The sequence below is a fragment of the Variovorax sp. VRV01 genome (genome assembly GCF_014852545.1).
Lineage (GTDB): Bacteria > Pseudomonadota > Gammaproteobacteria > Burkholderiales > Burkholderiaceae_C > Variovorax > Variovorax beijingensis_A.
On sequence record NZ_JACVBS010000005.1, the window covers coordinates 286,997 to 309,015 of the forward strand.

Below are 22,019 nucleotides of genomic sequence, written 5' to 3' on the forward strand. Positions count from 1 at the left end.
TGCGGCTAGTTCTGGAGCGCGGCGGGGTGTGCCAGGTGCCAGCGCCCCAGCAGCCGCGCCACCGCCCGCACCCGCTGCGTGTCGCGGCCCCACCGCCGGCTCGCGGGCAGCTTCTGCGCCCATTTCATGCGCCGCGCCGCCTCGGCGATGCGCTCGCGCACTTGCGCGTCCACCTCGGCCAGCGCGGCGTGCCAGTGCTGGCCGGCGGCTTCGGGCGCGGCGGCCTCCAGCATCATGGCCGTGGAGTGCAGGTAGCTGAGCCAGTCGCGCGCCTGGCACTCGGCCAGGGTCATGACCTCGGACGGGTCGTCCTCGAAGTCGATGTAGCCGATCACGCCGTCGGGGCACTGCACCAGGTTGCGGTCGAAGGCCTGGCTCAGGTGCTGGCCGCGCACATGCACCCTGGCGATCGCGGCCAGCCCTTCGCGCCAGACCGCGAGCAGCGCGGCCGGTCCGGCCGCGGCGGCCTGATCGAGCCGCTCCTGCAGCACGACAGTGCTGCGGCCGCTTTCGCCGAGGTCGGAAATCAGCAGGCCGTCGGGCTGCTGCGCCAGCACCGCCGGCACGCGCAGGCCCGCGGCCGCGAGCTGCCGCAGGCGCCGCGCCTCGGTGGCGATGGCGGCCTCGCCGCCCGGGTTGGGCACCGGCTTGATGATGTCCAGCCGGGCCATGCGCGCGACCGCCGCCATCACGCGGTAGCCCCACTTGCCATGGCGCGGGCCGGCCTTCTTGAGCCACACGCGCTCGCTGCCCAGGCGGTGGCTGGCCACGTTCTTCTGCTGCTTCGGCAGCATGAGTCGCAGGAACTCGGCGTAGTCGCCGGGCGCCGGCCCGACGGGCTGCGCGTCCAGCGGTGCAGGGGCGGAGGCCGCGCCCTTGGCGCTGTGCAGCCGCGCCGAAGAACCACCGCGTCGCAAGGGGTTCATGCGGCCAGCGGAAGGTTCGACACCAGGCCGTGCGGCCCCTGCGTCAGGGGCTGGAAGCTCTCGGCGCTGGCCAGCGGCCAGTAGGTGCGGAACACGTTGTGCTGCTTGTCGAGCGGGCCGAGCAGCGCACCCGGCTGCACCTGCATCACCAGGTTGCTCAACAGGCGCACCTCGGTGTCGGAGATGCGCCGCACGATGTGGTGCGCCGTGATCTGCTGCGGATGGTCGAGGCCGGCGGCCTGTACCAGCTCCTGCAGCGCATGCAGCGTGCTGCGATGGAAGTTGCGCACGCGCTCGGCCTTGGTCGGCACCACCAGCGCCTGCTGGCGCACCGGGTCCTGCGTGGTCACTCCCGTGGGGCAGTGGCCGGTGTGGCAGCTTTGCGCCTGGATGCAGCCCAGGGCCATCATGAAGCCGCGCGCCGCGTTGCACCAGTCGGCGCCCAGCGCCATCATGCGCGCCAGGTCGAAGGCCGTGATCACCTTGCCCGCGCAGCCCAGCTTGATGCGGTGGCGCAGGTTCACGCCGATGAGCGTGTTGTGCACCAGCAGCAGGCCTTCCTGCAGCGGCGCGCCCACGTGGTCGCTGAACTCGACCGGCGCCGCACCCGTGCCGCCCTCGGCGCCGTCGACCACGATGAAGTCGGGCGTGATGCCGGTGGCCTGCATGGCCTTGACGATCGCGAACCACTCCCACGGGTGGCCGAGGCAGAACTTGAAGCCGGTCGGCTTGCCGCCCGAAAGCTCGCGCAGCCTGGCGATGAAATGCATCATCTCGATGGGCGTGGTGAACGCGCTGTGCGATGAGGGCGAGACGCAGTCGATGCCGATCGGCACGCCGCGCGCGGCCGCGATCTCGGGCGTGACCTTGGGCGCGGGCAGCACGCCGCCGTGCCCGGGCTTGGCGCCCTGGCTCAGCTTGATCTCGATCATCTTGACCTGCGGGTCGCGCGCGTTGGCGCTGAAGCGCTCGGCGTTGAACGTGCCGTCCTCGTTGCGGCAGCCGAAGTAGCCCGAGCCGATCTCCCAGATCAGGTCGCCGCCATGCACGCGGTGGTGCTGCGAGATCGAGCCTTCGCCGGTGTCGTGCGCAAAGCCGCCGAGCCTGGCGCCCTGGTTGAGCGCGAGGATCGCGTTGGCCGACAGCGCGCCGAAGCTCATGGCCGAGATGTTGAACACGCTCGCGCTGTATGGCTGCGTGCAGGGATGGTGGGACGACGCCCCGGCCGCGCCCGATGGCGGCGGGTTTGCGTCGGCGGTATGCGGCGTGCCGCCGATCACGATGCGGAAATCGTGGTTCTCGAGCTTCGTGGGCTGCATCGAGTGGTTGATCCACTCGTAGCCCGCGATGGTCACGTCGAGCTGCGTGCCGAAGGGCCGGTTGTCGGGCTCGCCCTTGGCGCGCTGGTATGCCAGCGAGCGCTGCGCGCGCGAGAACGGGGCCGCTTCGGAATCGCTCTCGATGAAGTACTGCCGCATTTCCGGCCGGATGAATTCCAGCAGGAAGCGCAGGTGGCCGATGACGGGGTAGTTGCGCAGGATGGCGTGGCGCGCCTGCCGCAGGTCGTGCACGCCGGTGCCCGAAAGCACCGCGAAGACGGCCACGCCCACCCAGGCCAGCCACAGGTGGGGCGACACAAGCACCAGGGCGATGCAGGCCGCCAGGCCGACCACGCACAGGGCGAAGGCGCTGTAGCGCGTCGGAAACGGAATAATCGTGGGCATAGAAAATAGTGTCGACCGGAGGCCTGCTGCATCATAGAGGGCTGCCCCGAACTTGCCATGACCAACAACCACGACACCCCCCAGGCCGCAGCGGCCGCTTCCGCCCCCCTCGGCCCCGACGATTTCGATGCTCTCGACCAGGCGCTCGACGCCATGCGCGAGCACGATGAGGAAATCCCCCAGTGGGAGTTCTGCGAAGGCTTCATGGCCGCGCTGATCTGCACCCGCCGGCCCATCGAGCCCGCCGAATACTGGCCGGTGCTGCTGGGCGAGGGCTTCGTGCCGGCCCAGCACATGGAGTTCGTCTGGAACTGGAAGCGCCGCTGGCTCGAGATCGAAGAGGGCCTGGACGCCGACGTGCAGTCGCTCGACGACGAGCGCAGCTGGCAGCCCGAGGTGCTCGACACCCGCGGCGCCATCGCCTCGCTGCCCGAGGAAGAGCGCGCCGAGGTGGCGGGCGAGGAGATTCCCTCGTTCGCGCAGGTCTGGGCGCTCGGATTCATGTATGCGGTCGAGAACTGGCCCGAGGACTGGGCGACGCCGCGCGACAAGGAAGCCGCCCAGATGCTCGACGACGCGCTCGACAACATCGTTGCGCTGACCGAGGACGACAAGGCCAAGCCCACGCTCTCGATGTTCAGCGACGACGGCCCGCCCAGCGTGAGCCAGCAGCGGCTGGACGATTTCGGCGCCGCCATCTGGGCCGTGTACGACCTGCGCCAACTCTGGAAGAGCCTGGGCCCGAAGGTCGAGACCGTGCGCAAGGAAGCCACGCCCGGCCGCAACGATCCCTGCCCCTGCGGCAGCGGCAAGAAATACAAGAAGTGCCACGGTGCCTGACAGCGGCCCTGCCAGTGCACGGCTGACGCCACGCGCGGCGTGGGTCATGGTGCTGGCGCTGTGCGCCGGGGTGGCGCTGAGCCAGGCCTTCCGCACGGTGGGCGCCATCATGGCGAGCCCGCTGCAGGCCGACTTCAGGCTGTCGGCCCAGGCGCTGGGCATTTTCTCGGGCGCCTTTCATTTCGCCTTTGGCGCGATGCAGCTCTTCATGGGCATCGGCATCGACCTGCATGGCGTGCGGCGCACGGTGCTGGTGGCCTTTCCGGTCGCCATCGCGGGCGCGCTGCTGTCGGCGTTCGCGCCGAGCTACGCGGTGCTGGTGGCGGGGCAGGCGCTGATCGGCATCGGCTGCGCGCCGGCCTTCCTGGTGTGCACCGTGTTCATCGCGCGGCACTTTCCGGCCGCGCGCTTCGCCACCGTCTCCGGCCTGGTGCTGGCCATCGGCGGCCTCGGCATGCTGGCCACCGGCACGCCGCTCGCGTGGCTGGTGCAGGCCTATTCGTGGCGCGCGGGCTTCCTGGTGCTGGCCGTGGCCTCGGCACTGGCGTGGCTCGCGATCTGGCGCTGGGTGCGCGAGCCCGCCTCGGCCGTGCCGCAGGCGAACGAGTCCATTCCCGAGGCCATCCGCCAGTTCGGCGCGCTGCTCGCAATGCCGCACACGCTCGGCATCGTCGTGCTCGGGGCCGTGACCTATGCCGCCTTCATCTCGCTGCGCGGGCTCTGGCTCGGGCCGCTCATGATGGAGCGCCACGGCTACTCGCTGGTGCAGAGCGGCAATGTCGCGATCGCGGTGTCGGTGATCTCGCTGTTCGGTGCGCCGCTGTTCGGCCGCTTCGACCGCGACGGCGCCGCGCGCCGCCGCCGGATCGTGGTCTGCGCGCTCGGCTATGCGGCGCTGTTCGCGCTCATCGCCTTCACGCACTCGGCCTGGCTGGACATCGGTGGCATGGTGCTGATCGGCGTGCTCTCGGGCTTCATCGTCTGGCAGTACGCCGACGTGCGCGTGGCCTATCCGGCCACGCTCACGGGCCGCGCGATGGCGGTCTTCACGATGGCGATGTTCCTTGGCGTCGCGCTCATGCAATGGGGCACCGGCGTGGCGGCCTCGGTGGCCGCGGCGCATGGCGGCGATCCGCTCACGGCCGTGCTGGCCACCATCGCCGCGCTGCTGGTGCTGGGCATCGCGGCCTTCGCGTGGCTGCCCGCGCCGAAGGCGCAAGCCCTCAGATCTTGAAGGCGCGCTGGATGTCCGGCCGCACCAGGTCGGCGTACTCGCGGTGCTTGCGGATGTAGCCCGCGATGAACTGGCACACCGGAATCACGTGCAGCCCCCTGGCGCGCGCCTCGTCGAGCACATGCCGTGCGATGCCCGAGCCCACGCCCTTGCCCTCGTGCTCGGGCAGCACCTCGGTGTGGGTGAACATGATGGCGTCGGTCAGCAGGTTGTATTCGGCGTAGGCCGCGAGCTGGCCCTCGAGTGCGGCTTCGTAGCGGTGCTGGGCTTCGTTGTTGGTGATGACGAGGTTGCTGTTGCTCATGGTTGGCGTGCGAGATAAGTGGCGAGATTGGCGGCGGCGGTGGCGCGCACCTTGTTGCGCAGCATCGGCGTCCAGCCGAGCAGCAGGCCCGGCGCCCCCAGCGCCTGGCGCGACCAGGTCCAGAACGCAAAGCTGTCGCGGTGGGTGGCAATCAGCCCGTCGGGGGTGAAGCCGAAGCGCGCATCGACGCTGTTGTCGACCAGCCGGCCGGTGGCGCTGAAGCGGTAGTGCGCGTCCCAGTGGGCCTGGCCGCTGGTGTCGTCGGCGTGCACGTCGCGCCAGGTCAGCCGCCAGACGTCGGCCCCCTTGGCCTTGGTGGCATTGCAGAGCATGCGCCACATGCCGCCCACCTGTTGCCGGCCGCGCAGCGAGAAGGCCTCGTCGTCGAACGCCGCATCGCTGGCATAGCAGGCGGCCATGGCGGGGGCGTCGAGCCTGGAGAAAGCCTCGTAGAGGCGCTCGATGGTCTGGGCATTGGCTGCTGCTGTCATGTCATGGGGCCTTTGTTGTTGTGCCGGCGTACGGGCCGAGCAGGCCCACCAGCGTCTGCAGAGCGTAGTGCACCGTGGCCGCGCGCACCGCGGCGCGGTCGCCGTCGAAGCGGCGGCGCTCGGTGCGGACCTGCCCGTCGACCGACCAGCCGAACCACACGGTGCCGACCGGCTTCTCGGGGCTGCCGCCGCTGGGGCCGGCCACGCCGGTCACGGCCACTGCCGTGCGCGCTGCCGAGCGCGCGATGGCCCCCTCGGCCATGGCGCGCGCCACGGGCTCGCTGACCGCGCCATGGGCTTCGATCAGCGCGGCATCGACGCCCAGCAGTTCGGTCTTGGCCGCGTTGGAGTAGCTGACGAAGCCGCGCTCGAACCATGCGCTGGAGCCCGCGAGCTCGGTGCATGCGCCGGCGATGAGTCCGCCGGTGCAGCTTTCGGCGGTGGCCAGCATCCAGCCCTTTTCCAGCAGCAGTCCGGCCAGGGCCGCAACGAGCGCGGGTGTGTCCTGGTCGGCAAGAAAATTCGCCGGGGTCGAGGGTTCCATCAAGTTCACCATGCGCGCCAGAGAGCGATGACCAGGAGCGTGCAGAACGCCGCCACGAGGTCGTCGAGGATGATGCCGAAGCCGGCGCGCCACCAGCGCACCTGGACCGCGTCGCGCTGCTTGAACAGCGCATCGGCCCAGGCCACCGGCCCCGGCTTGGCGGCATCGAAGAAGCGGAACAGGCCGAACGCGATGGCCTGCGCGAAGAGGCCGGCCGGCGTGACGAGCCACAGCACGATCCAGAACGCGACCACCTCGTCCCACACGATGCTGCCCGGGTCGGCCACGCCCATGTCGCGCGCGGTAATGCTGCAGGCCCACCAGCCGACGGGCAGCGAGGCCAGGATGATCCAGCCGATGGCGGCGGGCGAGAGCCACAGCTGCATCACGGCAAAGGCGGCCCAGGCCCACAGGGTGCCGACGGTGCCGGGCGCCACGCGCGGCAGGCCGGAGCCGAAGCCCATGGCGATGAAATGCGCCGGGTGGGACAACAGGAAAGCGATCGAGGGACGGCGGGGCGTGGCTTGCGGCATGGGGCCTGCGGAGGAAGAAGCGGCTTGCATCAGGCCAGAGTGTCGCGCATTCGCGCGGCTGTCCAAGACCCTCTATTTATCAAAGCAATAGCTTGTTTAATTCCGGGGGCGGGCCTAGTATCCAGGCCTTGCCTTGCCACCTGTCGTCCGCCACGGACCGCGCCCTATGCCTGCTGCCTCATCCAACGCCCCTGCTTCGCTCCACCCCGCTTCGCCCGCCGCCGACTGGAGCGAACTGTTCAGCGGACGCAACGGCTGGCGTGCGCTGGCGCTCACGGGCGGCGTTGCGCTGCACGCGGTCAACGTGCACATCGTGACGACCGTGCTGCCGTCGGTGGTGAGCGAGATTGGCGGGCTCGACTGGTATGCCTGGAGCACCACGCTGTTCGTGGTCGGGTCGATCCTCGGCGCCACGCTGTCGGTGCGGCTGCTCGCGCGGCTGGGCCCGCGCGGTGCCTGCCTGGCGGCGCTGGCGGTGTTCGGCGCGGGCTCGATGGCCTGCGCACTCGCGCCGGCCATGCCCTGGCTGCTCGCGGGCCGCACGGTGCAGGGACTCGGCGGCGGACTGCTCGCGGCCCTGAGCTATGCGCTGATCCAGCGGGTGTTCGCGCCGCGGCTGTGGCCCCGCGCGGTGGCGCTGGTGTCGGGCATGTGGGGTGTGGCCACGCTCTGCGGGCCCGCGGTGGGCGGCCTGTTTGCGCAGGCGGGGCACTGGCGCTGGGCCTTCTGGTCGCTGCTGCCGCTGGCTGCGGTACAGGGGCTGCTGGTGGCGGTGCAGCTGCGGCCCGCGGCCGGCGTGCGGCACGAGCGGCCGGCGGCCATGCCGCGCATCGCGGCGCTGCAGATCGGCTTGCTGGCGGCGTCGGTGCTGGTGATCGCCGCCAGCGAATTCCTGTCGGCCATCGCCTGGCAGGCCGCCGGCGTGGCGCTGGGCCTGGGGCTCGGCGTGGCCGCCACGCGGATCGACCGGCGTTCCGCAGTGCGGCTGCTGCCCGCCGGCGCCTACGCGCTGCGCACGCCGATGGGTGCCATCTATGCGAGCGTGGTGCTGCTGCTGATCGGCACCACCACCGAGATCTTCGTGCCGTACTTCCTGCAGCTGCTGCATGGCCATTCGCCTTTGTCGGCCGGCTATCTCACGGCCGCGATGGCCGGCGGCTGGAGCGTGGGTTCGCTGCTGTCGTCGGGGCGCAGCGGCGCGGGCGCCGACCGCATGCTGCGCGCCGGGCCGGTGGCCTGCACGCTGGGGCTGGCCGCGCTCGCGCTGCTGCTGCCGGCGCCCGGGCGCTTCGCGCCGGCGCTCGAAATGCTGCTGGCCGCCATTGCGCTGGCGGCCGTGGGGCTGGGCGTGGGCATCGGGTGGCCGCACCTGGTCACGCGCCTGATGTCGCTCGCGCCGGCTGGGCAGGAAGGGCTGGCCTCGGCCTCGATCACCACCGTGCAGCTCTACGGCATGGCCGTGGGCGCGGCGCTGGCGGGGCTGGTGGCCAACGCGGCCGGCCTGGCCGAACCGGGCGGTGCAGAGGGCGCACGCTCGGCCGCCGCCTGGCTGTTCGCGAGCTTCGCATTCGCGCCGGCGCTGGCGGCATGGCTGGTGGCGCGCTTCGTTGCGGCGCGCGGTTCCGTCGACGTGCCCAGGCCATCGCGCTAGGCCTTGCTGCATGCCGTCCGACGTATTTGCCGGAGCTATCGGCCATCGTATGCTCGGCGGCCCATCCAAGCGCGAAAGCCTCTTCATCATGAAAAGAACCCTGGTCCGTTTCAACGCGTTGTGGCTGTGCCTCGCGTTCAGCTTGCTGCTCGCGGCCTGCGGCAACAAGGAGGCCGAGCAACGCACCGCCTTCATCGCCTTCCTGCAGGCCCGGGTGCTCGACAAGCCCGGCCTGCGCGTGCCCACGCCCAATGCCGAGGAGAAGGCCTCCTTCGGCGACTATGCGCAGCACTATGCGGTGATCGCCGACTTCAACGAGGGCATGAACAAGTCGGTCAGCCAGCCGATGGGCCAGGTCATGGCCAAGGGCGCGCTGCGCTCGATCGCCGACCTGGCGTCGCGCCGCGACGACCTCAAGGCCGCCAAGGACGGCCTGCGCGGCCTGCGCACCGCGCTCGACCAGGAGCTGGCCAAGGCCGATGCCGCGCATGCGAAGCTCAAGCAGCCCGACGACCTGAAGCAGGTCTACGACAAGGCCTACGAAAAAACCGTGTCGGCGCCGGCCGCCACTTTCAAGGAGGTGTTCCCGGCGCTCGACAAGGTGTTCGACGGCGCGCTCGCGGTGGGCGACTACCTCGAGCAGAACAAGTCGAAGGTCCAGGTCTCGGGCGCGTCCGTGACCGTGAGCGATCCGGCCGTGCAGGCGCAGCTCAACAAGATGCTGCAGGAACTCAATGGCCAGTCGAAGGACATCAACGCCGCCCAAGCCAGGATGCAGGCGATGGTCCGGGGGTCCTGATCAGACGAAGTGGTCGAAGGAGCCGAAGCGCTGCGATACCGGCGTGCCGCCGGCATCCACGATGCGCAGGCCGGCTTCGGCGTCGATGCGGCCGATGCGCGCCACGCGCGTGGCGCTTTCCTTGCCGGCCTGTTCGACCGCCGCGCGTGCGGCGGTCGGCGCGGTGAAGACCAGTTCGTAGTCGTCGCCGCCTGAAAGGGCGCAGGTGCGAAGGATCTCGGTGCCGAGGCCGGAGGCCGCGGCGGCGGCGATCAGGCCGGTGGCCGCGTCGGCATCGAGCGTGGCGCCCACCTTGCTCGACGCGAGGATGTGGCCCAGGTCGCCCACGAGGCCGTCGCTCACGTCCACCGCCGCGGAGGCCGTGCCGCGCAGCGCCTGGCCCAGCGCCACGCGCGGCGTGGGCTGCTCCATGCGCATGCGCGCCTGCGCGAACACGTCGGCAGGCAGCGCGAGCGTGCCGCGGAACGCTTCGAGCGCCAGCCGCGCATCGCCGAGCGTCCCGCTGACCCAGATGTCGTCGCCGGCGTGCGCGCCCGAGCGCAGCAGCGCCGCGCCGGCCGGCACTTCGCCGAACACGGTGATGCAGATGTTGAGCGGGCCGCGCGTGGTGTCGCCGCCCACCAGCTCGCAGCCGTGTTCGTCGGCCAGTGCGAACAGGCCGCGCGAAAAAGCTTCGAGCCAGGGCTCGTCGACACCGGGCAGCGCGAGCGCGAGCGTGAAGGCCAGCGGCTTCGCGCCGCAGGCCGCCAGGTCGCTGAGGTTCACCGCCAGCGCCTTGTGGCCGAGCCGCGAGGGATCGACGGTCGAGAGAAAGTGCCGGCCCTCGACCAGCATGTCGCAGGACACGGCAAGCTGCATGCCGGGCGCGGGTGCGAGCAAGGCGCAGTCGTCGCCCACGCCGAGCGGGGAGCGCGTGGCGGGGCGCTGGAAGTAGCGTGTGATCAGGTCGAATTCACCCATGGGGTGAGCATAAGCGCTGGAACGCTCAGCCCCGCGCGCGCCGGTTCGACATCACCACGTTGTCCTTCTCGATCGGCTGGCCGGCCTGCAGCGCCGCGATCCAGGCCTCGGTCGTCGTCACGGCCGCGAAGTTGCTGTGGAACACGACGCTGAAGACGCGGTGGATCTCTTCGGCGCTCACGCGGCCGGCCGCATTCTCATAGGGCAGCGCGCCGCTCGCGTCCGACAGGAACTCCACGTTGAGCCCGCGGTGCATGGCCTCGAACACGGTGGACGCATCGCAGTTGTGGGTCATGTAGCCCGCCACGCTGAGCGTGTCGATCTGGTGGCGCGCGATCCAGTCGGCGAAGTCGGTGCCGGTGAAGACGCTCGGGAAGGCCTTGGTCACGAGGTGGTCGTGCGGCCGCCTGGCAATTTCAGGATGCAGCTGGCCGTTGTGCGCATCGGCCTGGAACACCGGCGCGCCCTTGGGTGCGTGGTGCTGCACCACGACCACCGGCGTGCCGGCCGCGCGGGCAGCGTCCATGGCCTGCGCGATCTTCGGCAGCGAGCTTTCGACCGGCGGGTACTCGATGGGCAGTCCGCCGCCTTCGAAGTATTCGTTCTGCACGTCGATCACGACAAGGGCTCGGCGCGGTGCGGGATGGTTGCTCATGGTGGTGGCTCCGTGTTGCAAGTGGTTGGGATGGCGCAATTGTTCGCGCTGGAGCCCTTGGGAGAAAGTGGCCCGAAAGCCATTCATCGATAAAATCGGGCCATGGCCAGAAAAACCGCGGAAACCATCGCCGTCGTCGCCTTCGACGGCATCAGTCCCTTTCACCTGTCCGTGCCGTGCATGGTCTTCGGCGAGGACCGCACCGAGGCGGGCGACCTGCGTTTTCGACTGCAGGTGTGCGGCACCGAGCCGGGCCCGCTGCATACCAATGCGGGCTTCACGCTGGTGGTGCCGCACGGGCTCGAAGCCATCCGGCGCGCGCAGATCGTGATCGTGCCCTCCTGGTGCGACGACGGCCGGCCCGCACCGCCGGCGCTGATCCGCGCGCTGCAGGCGGCGCATCGGCGCGGCGCCATCGTGGTCGGGCTGTGCCTGGGCGCCTTCGTGCTGGCCGAGGCGGGCCTGCTGGACGGCCGGCCGGCCACCACGCACTGGAACCTGGCCGAAGCCTTTGCCAGGCAATATCCGAAGGTCAGGCTGCAGCCCGAGGTGCTGTATGTCGACGATGGCGACGTGCTCACCTCGGCCGGCACGGCCGCGGGCATCGACTGCTGCCTGCACCTGCTGCGCGTGCGCCATGGCGCCGAGGCGGCGAACCGTGCCGCGCGCCGCATGGTCGTGGCGCCGCACCGCCAGGGCGGGCAGGCCCAGTACATCCGCCAGCCGATGCCCGCCGCGGCCGACGGCGACCGGCTTGCGCCGCTGCTCGAATGGCTGGGCCGCCACCTCCAGAGCCCGCATGAGCTCGACAGCCTCGCGCGGCGCGCGCTCATGAGCCGGCGCACCTTCACACGGCGCTTTCGCGAGGCCACCGGCACCACGGTCGGCCAGTGGCTGCAGAACCAGCGCCTCGCGCTCGCGCAGCGGCTGCTGGAGACCACCGACCGCCCGATCGAACGCGTGGCCGGCGACGTGGGCTTCGGCTCGGCGGTGTCGCTGCGAAAGCACTTCGCGGCGGCGTTCAAGGTGTCGCCCACGGCCTATCGCAGGCAGTTCTCCCAGGGAGCCTAGGCCCCGCCGCGAAAGCGCAGCGCCGCCTGCCGCACCACCTCGGCCAGCAGGCGCTCCTTGCCCTGCTTCTCGCGCAGCCAGCGCGCGTCGTTGCGGTTGGCTTCCACGCTGGTGCGCAGTTCGCCGAGCGCCTGCGTAGCGTTGAGCGCCTCGCTGTGCCATTCGAGCTGCGTCATGGTCATGAGGATGTGGTCGCGCAGCGGCATGTGCTGGCCGCTGGCCGGGTCCACGTACACCGCATCGAGCCCGAAGCGGCAGGCCTGGAAGCGGTTGTAGGTGTAGACGAGGTAGTCGTCCTCGGTCGGCTCGAAGGGCTGCTCCTGCAGGAACCACGCGGCGAGCGACTGCACGTAGCCCGCGAGCGCGGCCGCGCGCTCGACGGTGAGCGGCGTGTCGAACACGCGGATCTCGATGGTGCCGAACTCGGGCTTGGGCCGGATGTCCCAATAAAAGTCTTTCATGCTGCGCACGACGCCTGTGCGGGTCATGCGCTCGAAGTAGGCTTCGAACTCCTTCCAGCTCAAGGTGAAGGGTGCGCGGCCCGAGAGCGGGAACGCGAACACCGAGTTCAGGCGCGCCGAGTCGAACTGCGTGTCCTGCCCCTGCACGAACGGCGACGAGGCCGACAGCGCAATGAAGTGCGGGATGTAGCGCGACATGCGGTGCAGCATCAGCAGCGCCGCATCGGCATCGGGGCAGCCGATGTGCACGTGCTGGCCGAAGATGGTGAACTGCTTGCTCAGGTAGCCGTACAGCTCGGACAGCTCGCGAAAGCGCGGCTTGTCGTAGATGCGCCGCTCGTGCCACTGCTGGAAGGCATGCGTGCCGCCGCCCACCACCGCGATGTTGAGCTTGTCGGCGTTCCTGATGAGCGCCTCGCGGATCGGCGAGAGCTGCGTGATCACGTCCTGCGCCGAATGGCAGATGTCGGTCGAGATCTCGATCATGCTCGAGGTCATCTCGGGCACCACGCTGCCGGGCAGCGGGGTCTGCGCCATCAGCCGCAGCATGTCTTCCGCATAGGGGGCCAGGTCGTAGTCGTGCGTGTTGACGAGCTGCAGCTCGAGCTCCACGCCGAGCGACAGCGCTTCGGAGCGGTTGAAAGGCTCGAGCTTGACCACGCGGCTCGCGGGGTCCGCGGGCAGGGCGGGCGAGCGGAAGTCGTCGCTGTCGGGAAAAGCCATGGCCGCGGTCATCGCTGCGTGTCCTCCGTGGTGCTGAAGGCCTGGGGCGTCCAGGGCACCGAGCTTTCGCCCACCGCGTGGATGGCCACGGTGGCGAGCACGGCGCCCATCACTTCCATCAGGAGAATCGAGGGCAGGGCCACCTGCGTGATCATGGTGCCGAGCAGCGGCGACGCGGTGGTGAAGTTCGAGGCGATGAGCAGCGCGATCGACGACAGCGGCGACATCGCGCAGCCGACCCAGAAGGCCTGGTTCCAGCTGGCGCCGCTGCCCGGGTTGGCAATGGCCACGCCGGCGATCTTGGCGAACAGGCGGATGCCGATCACCGCCAGCACCACGCTGGCCACGGGCAGGGTCCAGTCGGCCTGCGCCGCCACGATGGACACCAGCACGAACATCAGCATGGTGAGCAGCGACGAAGCCGTGCCGAGCTGCCGCTGCCAGGCCCAGGGCTTGGGATTCAGCGTCTTGAGCAGCACCCCGCCGATCAGCGCGGCCAGCGGCGCCGAACCGCCGACGTGGGCCGTGAGCGCGCTGGCGGCCGCAATCAGCGCGAGCAGCAGGATCGAGGTGTTCTCGCTCGTGGGGCTCATGAAGCGCAGCGCCGTGCGCAGCGCCAGCGCGAGGATGCCGCCGACCACGAACGACAGGCCCAGCACCACCGCCACCGGATAGAGCTTCTGCAGCAGCGTCTGCGGCGCCCGCTCGATCAGGCCGGCCTGCGCATAGCCGAGCGCCAGCGCATAGAAGGTGTTGAGCGTGGCCAATGTCATGGCGCGCTCGGTTACCGGGCCCGAGGCGCGGGTGTCGATGATCACGCGGCTCAGCACCGCGGGCGAGGCGACGATGGCCATCAGCGCGATCGGGTTGGCCACCGGATCGGGCAGGCCCAGCAGCTGCAGCATCCAGAACACGCCGAAGTAGGTGAGCGTGGCTTCGAGCAGGCTCTGCACCAGCACCATCGGGTTGTGGCGGAACCAGCGCAGCGGCAGCCGGCCGCCGGCCTCGAACAGCACCACGGCCGCGCCGAGCTCCAGCAGGAACAGGCTGATGCCGCGCAGCGGCCAGATCGCGCCCTCGAAGCCGGCCAGGCCGGCCACCGCGCCCACCATCGAATAGCCCACCACCTTGGGCAGGCCCAGGTAGCGCTGCACCAGATGGCCGGAGGCCGCGGCCGCGGCCAGCAGCAGCGACCACAGCACGGTGGGCAGGCCCGCCGAAGGGCGCAGCCACTCGGACCAGAAGCCCAGCAGATCGTTGATGAGATTCGTCAGGTTCATGCAGGTAGAAAAAAGCTGATGGGCCGGCTGCGCCAGCGCGCCCGGATGGCGCTGCGGATGCGTGCACGGTCACCCAGGCTGACGCTGTGCGCACGCAGCGCCAGCCTGAATGCGAAATAGAAACTCACGCTCACATTGAGCGCGCCGATCACCGGGATGGCCGCCACCGCCCACCACAGCGCAGGCTGCTGGAGTACCGCCGTGCCGATGGAGGCCGCGGCGGCCGCGATCTGCCCGGCCGACAGTGTCACGTGGCGCACGTCCAGCCCGAGCCCGAAGAAACCCGCGATTGCGGGCAGCAGGCCGAGCATGAGCCCGAGCGAAATGTTGGAGGCAAAGCCCGATATGTTCGTGCGCATGAAGGTGGCCCACCGGCGGGCGCGGGCGGCACCCAGGAAAGCGCCGATGCGAGGGTTGTAACGCATGGCGGAGTCCAGGCGATGCAGGACAAAGGCGTTTTCTGTCCAGCCCGCGACGATGCTCGCCGCGAACAGCAGCACGCCGGTCATGGCCGCGAAGAGCGCGGTGGGGCCCAGCAGCGAGAGCGATTGCAGCGTGGCCGCGGCGTGCGCCGCGTCCAGCAGCGGCCGGCCGAGCGCGAACTGCACCAAGAGGGCGAGCGCCAGCATCGCGGGCACCACCACCCCCACGTTGCCCAGCACGGCCGCCACCTGCGAGCGCACCAGGTTGGCCACTTCGTCGACGAAATCGGCCACCGCGGCATCGGTCTTGATGTCGCGCAGCCGCGCTGCCATGGCGGGCGCCGTCATCGCGGGCTGCTTGGTGGCCAGCGTCAGGTGCAGCAGCTGGATCGCGACGAAGCTCGCGGCATACATCAGGCCCGACCAGAGCCCGCTCCAGAAGGCCGACAGCGCGAGCGAATAGATGCCGAACTTGAGCAGCACCGTCAGCGCGGTGAGCGCGCCGCCGCCCGCCGCCTTGCGCACCATCTGCAGGTAGCTGGCGCGGTCGCGCGTGATGTAGTGCTCGCCGGTCTCGGCGCTGCGCTCGGTCACCTTGGCCGCCAGCATCGACGAGTTCGACGCGATCAGCGCGCGGATGCTGTTGCGTTCGCCGCCGGCCAGCACCAGGCGGCCCACCAGCCGTGCCACGCTGGGCGCGGGCGTGGCCGACACCAGGCAATCGAGCAGTTCGCGGATGCGCAGCACCCGCTCGCGCAGCTGGCGCAGCCGGAACACCAGGCCGACCGAGATGCCGTTGTCTTCCAGGTGCGCGTAGACCGAGGAGGCGCTGGCACGGCAGGCGTCGAGCCGGTCGCGGAAGGCCACGAACGCAGCCTGCAGCGCGTCTTCGTCGCGAGGGGCGCGGAACATATGCTCGCGCAGCGCGTCGAGGTCGGACATGAGCGCATGGAAGGCGCGGCTCTCGCTCGCGGCGCTCATGCGCAGCCGCAATTCGGGCGAGAAGCCGGCCGCCACCACCTGGCTGCTGCAGTAGGTGACGGCGTCCATCACGGTGTGGCGCCAGCGCGGCGCGCCGTCGATGTCGTCGAGCGCGGCGTCGGCCAGCAGATTGCCGATGCGCGCGAGCTGTGCGTCGTCCAGCAGCGCGATCCAGCCCGCATCGAACGCGCCGGGCAGCACCATGCGGAAAAGATCCGAGGCATCGGTGGTCTCGGGCGTGCCGGGCAGGATCTTGCGGCGCAGCCGTTCGGTGAGCTCGCTCACGAAGGCGGTGCGCGGCGCAAAGCCGTAGTCCGCGAGCAGCGCGGTCAGATCGACCGCCCGCGTGAAGGCGCGCCACCATGCGCGCAGGCGCTCGCGCAATTCGGGACGCGCCTCGACCGCGTCGAGCAGCAGCGACACGCGTCCCACCGCAGCCTGCGGCGAGGCGCGGTCGCCGCGCAGCCAGTCGAAGACGTCGATCAGCCAGATGTGGCGCTGCGCCACGTCCGCCGTCGGATCGAGCCGGGCCAGCAGCCCCTGCAGGTCAAGCGATGCAGCAGCCATTTGATAAAAGAACAAAAAATGTAATCAGGACCAGGAACACCGCGGAACCGGCTTTGCCGGGCCGCTGGTGTGCCCCCGGTAGGGGGTTGGCGAAGCGACACGAAGTGCGCGAAGACTGGGGGCGAGCCAAGTGCACCGCGGAACCGGCTTTGCCGGGCCGCTGGTGTTGCCCCCGGTAGGGGGTTGGTGCAGCGACACGGAGTGCGCGAAGCCTGGGGGGTGCTAGTGAAGCACCCGTGAAACGGGGGTTCCGCCGATGTCGGCCTCCAGAACGAACATCGGGATCGGCACGTCGAAGCGCTCGCCGTCCTCGGTCACCATGAAGTAGCTGCCGTGCATGGTGCCGCTGGGCGCCTGCAGGCGGCAGCCGCTGGTGTAGCGGAACGATTCGCCGGGCGCCAGCAGCGGCTGCTGGCCGATCACGCCCAGGCCCTTGACCTCCTGCGCATGGCCCGAGGCGTCGTTGATGAGCCAGTGGCGGGCGATGAGCTGGGCGCTGGTCTCGCCCTCGTTGGTCACGGTGACGGTATAGGCGAAGGTGTAGATCTTGTCCTTGGGCGAGGACTGGTCTGCGAGATAGCGCGGTTCGACCTGGATGCGGATGGGGCTGTGCGGCATGCGCGCGATGGTAACTGGAGCCTTCTCTTGCACTGCTTTCCGGGTTTTCCGCCGGCTGCGACAATCGGCGCATGAGCAGCACGCCGTTCCGCATCGCCCCCTCCATTCTCTCGGCCGATTTCGCCCACCTGGGCGACGAACTGACCAAGGTCATCGCCGCCGGCGCCGACTGGATCCATTTCGACGTGATGGACAACCATTACGTGCCGAACCTGACCTTCGGCCCGATGATCTGCAAGGCCCTCAAGCCCTACGCCAAAACGGCCGACGGCGAGGCGGTGCCGATCGACGTGCACCTGATGATCCAGCCGGTCGACGCGCTGGCCGCCTCCTTCGCCGAAGCGGGCGCAGACTACATCAGCTTCCACCCCGACGCCTCGCCGCACGTGAACCGCAGCATCCAGGCCATCAAGGCCGCGGGCTGCAAGGCGGGGCTGGTGTTCAACCCGGGGCTGGGCCTGGAGGCGCTCGACTGGGCGATCGACGACATCGACCTGATCCTGATCATGTCGGTGAACCCCGGCTTCGGCGGGCAGAGCTTCATCGATTCGGCGCTGCGCAAGATCGAACTCGCGCGCAAGCGCATCGAGCAGAGCGGGCGCGACATCCGCCTGGAGGTGGACGGCGGCATCAAGGCCGACAACATCGCGCGCGTGGCTTCCGCCGGCGCCGACACCTTCGTGGCGGGCAGCGCGATCTTCAACGCCAAGGACTACGCGGCGGTGATCTCGTCCATGCGCGACCAGCTCGCAGGCGTGGGCCGCAAGTAGGAACTTCGGTCAGCGCTTGACCTTGTCGTTGTAGACGCGGTCCGCCACCGGCCCGCGGTCGGTGTCCACGCTGCCGCGCTCGATGTCCTCGTGGCCCTTGCGGCCGACTTCGGGCGGCTGCCCGTCCTGCGCTTCCTGGCTGTCGGAAGACTGGTCGTGCTCGTGCGGCAGGCGCGGCGCCGAATCGCCGCCCTGTTCGATCTTGGTGTTGCCGCCGCCGGCGTCCCGCAGCGGGTCGCTCGGTTCGACCGGATCCTTGGTGCGGGGCTTGCTGCTGTTCATGGCCTTCTGTTCCTTCGCGGTGTCTGTCTGTCTGTCCTGCCTGCATCTGCCGCGAGCCTGCATGGCGCCACGGCCGCGGCCGGTAGGACAGGCCAGGCACGCCCTGTAGGCACGGCACGCCGGGCCGCGCTCGACGCGCCGCTATGAAAGGAGTAGCGGCTTTGCGCGCAGGGGAAGGCCTCCGCAATAATCGCCGGGATGTCCTCCGATTCCCTTGCCGCCGCCGCAACCACCGACAACCTGCGCATCCACACCTTCGCCGCGCTGGAGCCGGGCCCGCGGCTGCTCGTGCTCGGCGGCGTGCATGGCGACGAAACCTGCGGCACCGCGGGCATCGAGCGCGTGCTGGCCGAGCTCGACGGCGGCAGCTTCGGGCTGCGGCGCGGGCAGCTCACGCTGGTACCGGTCGCCAACCCGCTGGCGCGGCGGCGCCTGCAGCGCGAAGGCGAGCGCAACCTCAACCGCCTGTTCAAGCCGAGCGAGGCGCCCGCGGACTACGAAGACCGGGTCACCAACGTGCTGTGCCCCATCATCGCGCGGCACGACGTGCTGCTCGACCTGCATTCCTTCCAGAGCGAGGGCGAGGCCTTCGCGATGATCGGCCCGCGCGACAACACCGGCACGCTCGAGCCCTTTGCGCGCGCCAGCGAGGAAGGGCTGCTGGCGCTGCACCTGGGCACGCCGATCGTGGTGGAGGGCTGGCTCGACATCTACGCCGCCGGGCTCGCGCAGCGCTCCGCCGGCATCGCGGTCGGCGACGATGCGATCGACTTCGGCCGCGGCACCAACGAGTACATCCGCAATTGCGGCGGCTACGGCGTCACGCTCGAATGCGGCCAGCACCGCGACCCGAAGGCGCCCGAGGTGGCTTGGCGCGCCATCCGCCGCGCGCTCGCGCTGCTCGGCATGGCGGCATTGCCCCGGGGCCTGGCGGGCACGCCGCCCGCGCCGCCCCGGCTGCTGCGCCTGGCGAGCGTGACCGACCGGCTGCACGAGGACGACAGCTTCGTGCGCGACTGGGCCACCTTCGATGCGGTGCAGCGCGGCGAACCCATCGGCATGCGCCACGACGGCACGCTGGTGAGCGCGCCGGACGACGGATTCATCGTCTTTCCCAACGCGCTCGCGCTGCCCGGCGCCGAATGGTTCTACTTCGCGCGACCGAGCGAGCGGGTGCTCGGCTCTGTGGCCTGAAGCATCCGCTCCTTCCCCCTCTGGGGGAAGGCTGGGATGGGGGCGGCAGAGCGCCCGGTAGACACGCCGCTTGCCCCCACCCCAACCCTCCCCCGAAAGGGGAGGGAGAAAAATGCCGGTGAGCCCTACGGCAGGCGCCGCCGCGCTCCTACATCGCGCAGCGGCGCGCGGCGCAGAGTCTCGAGGCTGAAGGAGTGTGCCCATGGCAGTCTCGAAAAAAGCCCCCGCGCCGCGCGTCCTGTGGAAGGGCGCGATCAGCTTCGGCCTCGTCCACATCCCGGTGGCGCTGTACTCGGCCACCACCGACCACGGCATCGACTTCGACTGGCTCGACAAGCGCACGATGGACCCGGTCGGCTACAAGCGCATCAACAAGAAGACCGGCAAGGAGATCGCGCGCGAGAACATCGTCAAGGGCATCGAGTACGAAGATGGCGAATACGTAGTGCTGAGCGACAAGGAAATTGCCGACGCCTACCCCAAGACCACGCAGACCATCGAGATCGAGAGCTTCGTGCCCGCCAACGGCATTCCCTTCGTCTATCTCGAGCGCCCCTACTACGTGGCGCCCATCAACCGCGGCACCAAGGTGTACGCGCTGCTGCGCGAAACGCTGCAGCGCACCCAGCGCATCGGCGTGGCGCGCGTGGTGATCCAGACCAAGCAGCACCTGGCCGCGCTCGTGCCCGTGGGCCCGGGGCTGGTGCTGAACCTGCTGCGCTGGGGCGCCGACATCCGGCCCTGGACCGAGCTCCCGCTGCCGTCGGAAGACGCGAAGAAGGCGGGGCTGCGCGAGCACGAGATCAAGATGGCCGAGCAGCTGGTCGAGGACATGAGCGCAGAGTGGGACCCGGACGACTACAAGGACGAGTTCAAGGACGAGATCCTGCGGCTGGTCGACCGCAAGGTGGCGGCGGGCCAGACCGAGACCGTGACCCAGATCGAGCCCGAGGAGGGCCAGGCGCTCGAGAGCCGCGGCGCAAAGATCATCGACCTCACCGAGCTGCTGCAGCGCAGCCTGCGCAAGGGCGGTGGCGCCGGCAAGGCGGCTGCGGCCAGCGAAGACAGCGACGATGAAGAAGAGGCGCCAGCGGCCACCAGGGCCAAGCCCAGGCCCAAGGCCAAGCCCCGGGCTCATGGCAAGACCGCCGCAAAAGGCAGCAGCGGCAGCGCCGCACGCAAGCGCAGCGCGGCCAAGAGCGCCACCACCCGGCGCCGCGCGGCATGAGCGGGCGCATGGCCACGGCGCAGAAGGCGCCGCGCATCACCCACGCGGAGCGCGTGATCGACGCCGCCAGCGGCCTCACCAAGGGCGATCTCGCGGCCTACTACGCGCGTGTTGCGCCGCTGATGCTGCCGCACCTCGAGGGGCGCCCGGTGGCGCTGGTGCGCGCCCCCGACGGCGTGGGCGGCGAGCTGTTCTTCCAGAAGCATGCGCAGCACAGCGACATCGCGGGCATCAGGCTGCTCGATCCTGCGCTCGACCCGGGCCACGACCCGCTGCTGCAGATCGACACCGCCGAGGCGCTGGTCGGCGCGGCGCAGTTCAACACCGTCGAACTCCACACCTGGAACGCCACCTCGCGCGCCATCGGCAAGCCCGACCGCATGACCTTCGACCTCGACCCCGGCGAAGGCATCGACTGGCAGCAGATGCAGGAAGCCGCGCTGCTGGTGCGCGTGCTGCTCGACGAGCTCGGCCTGCCGTCGTTCCTCAAGACCAGCGGCGGCAAGGGGCTGCACGTGGTGGTGCCGCTGCGGCGCCAGTTCGGCTGGGACGAGGTGCGGGGTTTCTCGCGCGCCGTCGTCGAGCACCTGGCGCGCACGGTGCCCGAGCGCTTCGTGGCCAAGAGCGGGCCGCGCAACCGCGTGGGCCGGATCTTCGCGGACTATCTTCGCAACGGCTTCGGCGCCACCACCGTCAGCGCGTGGTCGGCGCGCGCGCGGCCGGGCATGGGCGTGTCGGTGCCGCTGGCGTGGGAGGAGCTGCCCGACCTGGACAGCGCCGCCCACTGGACGGTGGCGAACATCGGCCCGCGCCTGGCCACCGGCAACACGCCCTGGGACGCGATGGAGCGCAGCCGCACCGGCCTTCGCGCTGCCATGGAGATGCTTGGCTTCCTGCCCGCCTGAGCGAAGCCGCGGACCTACTGCGGCACTTCTTCGGTCGTCACTTCGAAGCGCTTGAGCGAGTTGGCGCCGAACACCATGGTGATCGGCACGTCGGCCGCGTCGCGTCCGCGCGCAATCACGATGCGGCCGATGCGCGGCACGTTGTGGCGCGCATCGAAGGTGTACCAGCGCTCGCCCAGGTACACCTCGAACCAGGCGCTGAAGTCCATCGGGGAGGGCACGGGCGGCACGCCGATGTCGCCCAGGTAGCCGGTGGCATAGCGCGCGGGAATGTTCATGCAGCGGCACAGCGTGATCGCCAGGTGGGCGAAGTCGCGGCACACGCCCGTGCGCTCGCGGAACCCCTCGAGCGCGGTGCGCGTGGCGCGCGCGCTCTGGTAGTCGAAGCGCAGGTGCTCGTGCACGAAGTCGCAGATGGACTGCACGCGGTGCCAGCCCGGTGCCACGCTGGAAAAGTTGCTCCAGGCGAACGCGAGCAGTTCGCTGTCGACCTCGCAGTAGCGGCTCGGCAGCAGGAAGGGCAGCGTGGAGACCGGCAGGTCCGCTGCCGTGTGCTCGACGGCGCTGAAATCCACCGGGTCGGCCCAGCCCGGATCGAACACCACCGCATGGTTGCGCAGCCGCACGCTTTGCACGCCCGCGGGAATCCGCACGCGCGCGCAATGGTTGTCGAAGCCGTCCATGTAGTAGTCGGTATGCAGCGGCGGCGTGAGGGTGACGTGCTCGCCGTCCTGCAGGTCCGCCGCGCGCGAGGGGTGGACATGCAGCATGTAGACCAGTGCGGTGGGGGCCGTGACGGCGAGTTCGATGTCGTAACCGATCTTGATCTGCATGTTCTTTCTTTCTTCCCTGAGTG

23 protein-coding genes are annotated in these 22,019 nt (G+C 70.1%); 9 read left to right on the plus strand and 14 right to left on the minus strand.

The window, feature by feature from the left end; translation table 11 throughout:
• Positions 1–5: 5 nt before the first annotated feature.
• Together IB278_RS11675 and IB278_RS11680 are read right to left on the minus strand one after the other, a co-directional pair.
• Complete coding sequence (locus IB278_RS11675; RefSeq protein ID WP_192323504.1) at positions 6–926, minus strand: hypothetical protein; 921 nt, start codon at positions 924–926, stop codon at positions 6–8.
• Positions 923–2,650 (minus strand): FMN-binding glutamate synthase family protein, encoded by a 1,728-nt coding sequence (locus IB278_RS11680; protein WP_192323505.1) that lies wholly within the window; start codon positions 2,648–2,650, stop codon positions 923–925. Before IB278_RS11680 ends, IB278_RS11675 begins: the two co-directional genes overlap by 4 nt.
• A gap of 57 nt (positions 2,651–2,707) precedes the next feature.
• Between IB278_RS11680 and IB278_RS11685 the strand changes: the two genes are divergently transcribed.
• Both IB278_RS11685 and IB278_RS11690 read left to right on the plus strand, forming a co-directional pair.
• Positions 2,708–3,490: a UPF0149 family protein gene (locus IB278_RS11685; protein ID WP_145742519.1), complete on the plus strand. Its 783-nt coding sequence runs from the start codon at positions 2,708–2,710 to the stop codon at positions 3,488–3,490.
• 46 nt (positions 3,491–3,536) lie between these two features.
• Positions 3,537–4,724: an MFS transporter gene (locus IB278_RS11690; protein ID WP_145742993.1), complete on the plus strand. Its 1,188-nt coding sequence runs from the start codon at positions 3,537–3,539 to the stop codon at positions 4,722–4,724.
• Here the strand turns inward: IB278_RS11690 and IB278_RS11695 are convergent.
• Genes IB278_RS11695 through IB278_RS11710 form a run of 4 tightly spaced genes read right to left on the minus strand, consistent with a single transcriptional unit; the run spans position 4,714 to position 6,596 of the window.
• On the minus strand, positions 4,714–5,028 hold the full coding sequence (locus tag IB278_RS11695; RefSeq protein ID WP_145742518.1) for a GNAT family N-acetyltransferase: 315 nt from the start codon (positions 5,026–5,028) through the stop codon (positions 4,714–4,716). The two genes, IB278_RS11690 and IB278_RS11695, sit on opposite strands and share 11 nt — an antisense overlap.
• Entirely contained in the window at positions 5,025–5,519 is a 495-nt protein-coding gene (locus IB278_RS11700; RefSeq protein ID WP_145742516.1) for a nuclear transport factor 2 family protein, read from the minus strand. The genes IB278_RS11695 and IB278_RS11700 overlap by 4 nt, the downstream gene beginning before the upstream one ends.
• A 1-nt stretch (position 5,520) precedes the next feature.
• A complete protein-coding gene (locus tag IB278_RS11705) occupies positions 5,521–6,075 on the minus strand; it encodes a CinA family protein (protein ID WP_145742514.1) in 555 nt (184 codons plus the stop codon).
• Positions 6,069–6,596, minus strand: coding sequence for a phosphatidylglycerophosphatase A (locus IB278_RS11710; RefSeq protein ID WP_192323506.1), 528 nt, complete (start codon positions 6,594–6,596; stop codon positions 6,069–6,071). Before IB278_RS11710 ends, IB278_RS11705 begins: the two co-directional genes overlap by 7 nt.
• A gap of 166 nt (positions 6,597–6,762) precedes the next feature.
• Between IB278_RS11710 and IB278_RS11715 the strand changes: the two genes are divergently transcribed.
• Together IB278_RS11715 and IB278_RS11720 are read left to right on the plus strand one after the other, a co-directional pair.
• Positions 6,763–8,247: an MFS transporter gene (locus IB278_RS11715; RefSeq protein ID WP_192323507.1), complete on the plus strand. Its 1,485-nt coding sequence runs from the start codon at positions 6,763–6,765 to the stop codon at positions 8,245–8,247.
• Between the two features lie 88 nt (positions 8,248–8,335).
• The gene (locus tag IB278_RS11720; protein ID WP_192323508.1) at positions 8,336–9,046 is read left to right on the plus strand and encodes a DUF3053 domain-containing protein; all 711 of its coding nucleotides are present in this window, start codon (positions 8,336–8,338) and stop codon (positions 9,044–9,046) included.
• On the opposite strand, the gene thiL is transcribed toward IB278_RS11720, so the two are convergent.
• Both thiL and IB278_RS11730 read right to left on the minus strand, forming a co-directional pair.
• The gene (thiL, locus tag IB278_RS11725) at positions 9,047–10,006 is read right to left on the minus strand and encodes a thiamine-phosphate kinase (protein ID WP_192323509.1); all 960 of its coding nucleotides are present in this window, start codon (positions 10,004–10,006) and stop codon (positions 9,047–9,049) included.
• A 25-nt stretch (positions 10,007–10,031) separates the two neighbouring features.
• Positions 10,032–10,661 (minus strand): isochorismatase family protein, encoded by a 630-nt coding sequence (locus IB278_RS11730; protein WP_145742503.1) that lies wholly within the window; start codon positions 10,659–10,661, stop codon positions 10,032–10,034.
• 102 nt (positions 10,662–10,763) lie between these two features.
• Here IB278_RS11730 and IB278_RS11735 point away from each other — a divergent pair, with 102 nt between their 5' ends.
• Complete coding sequence (locus tag IB278_RS11735) at positions 10,764–11,732, plus strand: GlxA family transcriptional regulator (protein WP_192323510.1); 969 nt, start codon at positions 10,764–10,766, stop codon at positions 11,730–11,732.
• On the opposite strand, the gene IB278_RS11740 is transcribed toward IB278_RS11735, so the two are convergent.
• From IB278_RS11740 to apaG, 4 genes are all read right to left on the minus strand, one after another.
• Entirely contained in the window at positions 11,729–12,928 is a 1,200-nt protein-coding gene (locus IB278_RS11740) for a YbdK family carboxylate-amine ligase (RefSeq protein ID WP_145742499.1), read from the minus strand. The two genes, IB278_RS11735 and IB278_RS11740, sit on opposite strands and share 4 nt — an antisense overlap.
• Positions 12,925–14,196 carry a cation:proton antiporter gene (locus tag IB278_RS11745; protein WP_124958569.1) on the minus strand — a complete coding sequence of 424 codons (1,272 nt, stop codon included), beginning with the start codon at positions 14,194–14,196 and terminating at the stop codon, positions 12,925–12,927. The genes IB278_RS11740 and IB278_RS11745 overlap by 4 nt, the downstream gene beginning before the upstream one ends.
• The gene (locus IB278_RS11750) at positions 14,193–16,166 is read right to left on the minus strand and encodes a site-specific recombinase (protein ID WP_192323511.1); all 1,974 of its coding nucleotides are present in this window, start codon (positions 16,164–16,166) and stop codon (positions 14,193–14,195) included. The genes IB278_RS11745 and IB278_RS11750 overlap by 4 nt, the downstream gene beginning before the upstream one ends.
• A 222-nt stretch (positions 16,167–16,388) precedes the next feature.
• Positions 16,389–16,784: a Co2+/Mg2+ efflux protein ApaG gene (gene apaG / locus IB278_RS11755; protein ID WP_145742496.1), complete on the minus strand. Its 396-nt coding sequence runs from the start codon at positions 16,782–16,784 to the stop codon at positions 16,389–16,391.
• A 71-nt stretch (positions 16,785–16,855) separates the two neighbouring features.
• Between apaG and rpe the strand changes: the two genes are divergently transcribed.
• Positions 16,856–17,554, plus strand: a complete 699-nt coding sequence (gene rpe, locus IB278_RS11760) for a ribulose-phosphate 3-epimerase (RefSeq protein WP_145742494.1) — start codon at positions 16,856–16,858, stop codon at positions 17,552–17,554.
• Positions 17,555–17,563: 9 nt separating this feature from the next.
• Here the strand turns inward: rpe and IB278_RS11765 are convergent, their stop codons facing one another.
• Positions 17,564–17,836, minus strand: a complete 273-nt coding sequence (locus IB278_RS11765) for a hypothetical protein (protein WP_145742492.1) — start codon at positions 17,834–17,836, stop codon at positions 17,564–17,566.
• A 198-nt stretch (positions 17,837–18,034) separates the two neighbouring features.
• Here IB278_RS11765 and IB278_RS11770 point away from each other — a divergent pair, with 198 nt between their 5' ends.
• The 3 genes from IB278_RS11770 to ligD all read left to right on the plus strand — a co-directional run bounded on the left by IB278_RS11770 (position 18,035) and on the right by ligD (position 21,163).
• Positions 18,035–19,030: a succinylglutamate desuccinylase/aspartoacylase family protein gene (locus IB278_RS11770; RefSeq protein ID WP_145742491.1), complete on the plus strand. Its 996-nt coding sequence runs from the start codon at positions 18,035–18,037 to the stop codon at positions 19,028–19,030.
• A 202-nt stretch (positions 19,031–19,232) separates the two neighbouring features.
• Complete coding sequence (locus tag IB278_RS11775) at positions 19,233–20,258, plus strand: Ku protein (RefSeq protein WP_145742489.1); 1,026 nt, start codon at positions 19,233–19,235, stop codon at positions 20,256–20,258.
• Positions 20,259–20,266: 8 nt separating this feature from the next.
• A complete protein-coding gene (gene ligD, locus IB278_RS11780) occupies positions 20,267–21,163 on the plus strand; it encodes a non-homologous end-joining DNA ligase (protein ID WP_374710123.1) in 897 nt (298 codons plus the stop codon).
• Between the two features lie 14 nt (positions 21,164–21,177).
• Here ligD and IB278_RS11785 read toward each other — a convergent pair whose 3' ends face one another.
• Positions 21,178–21,996, minus strand: a complete 819-nt coding sequence (locus tag IB278_RS11785; RefSeq protein ID WP_192323512.1) for a transglutaminase-like domain-containing protein — start codon at positions 21,994–21,996, stop codon at positions 21,178–21,180.
• Between the last annotated feature and the right edge of the window lie 23 nt (positions 21,997–22,019).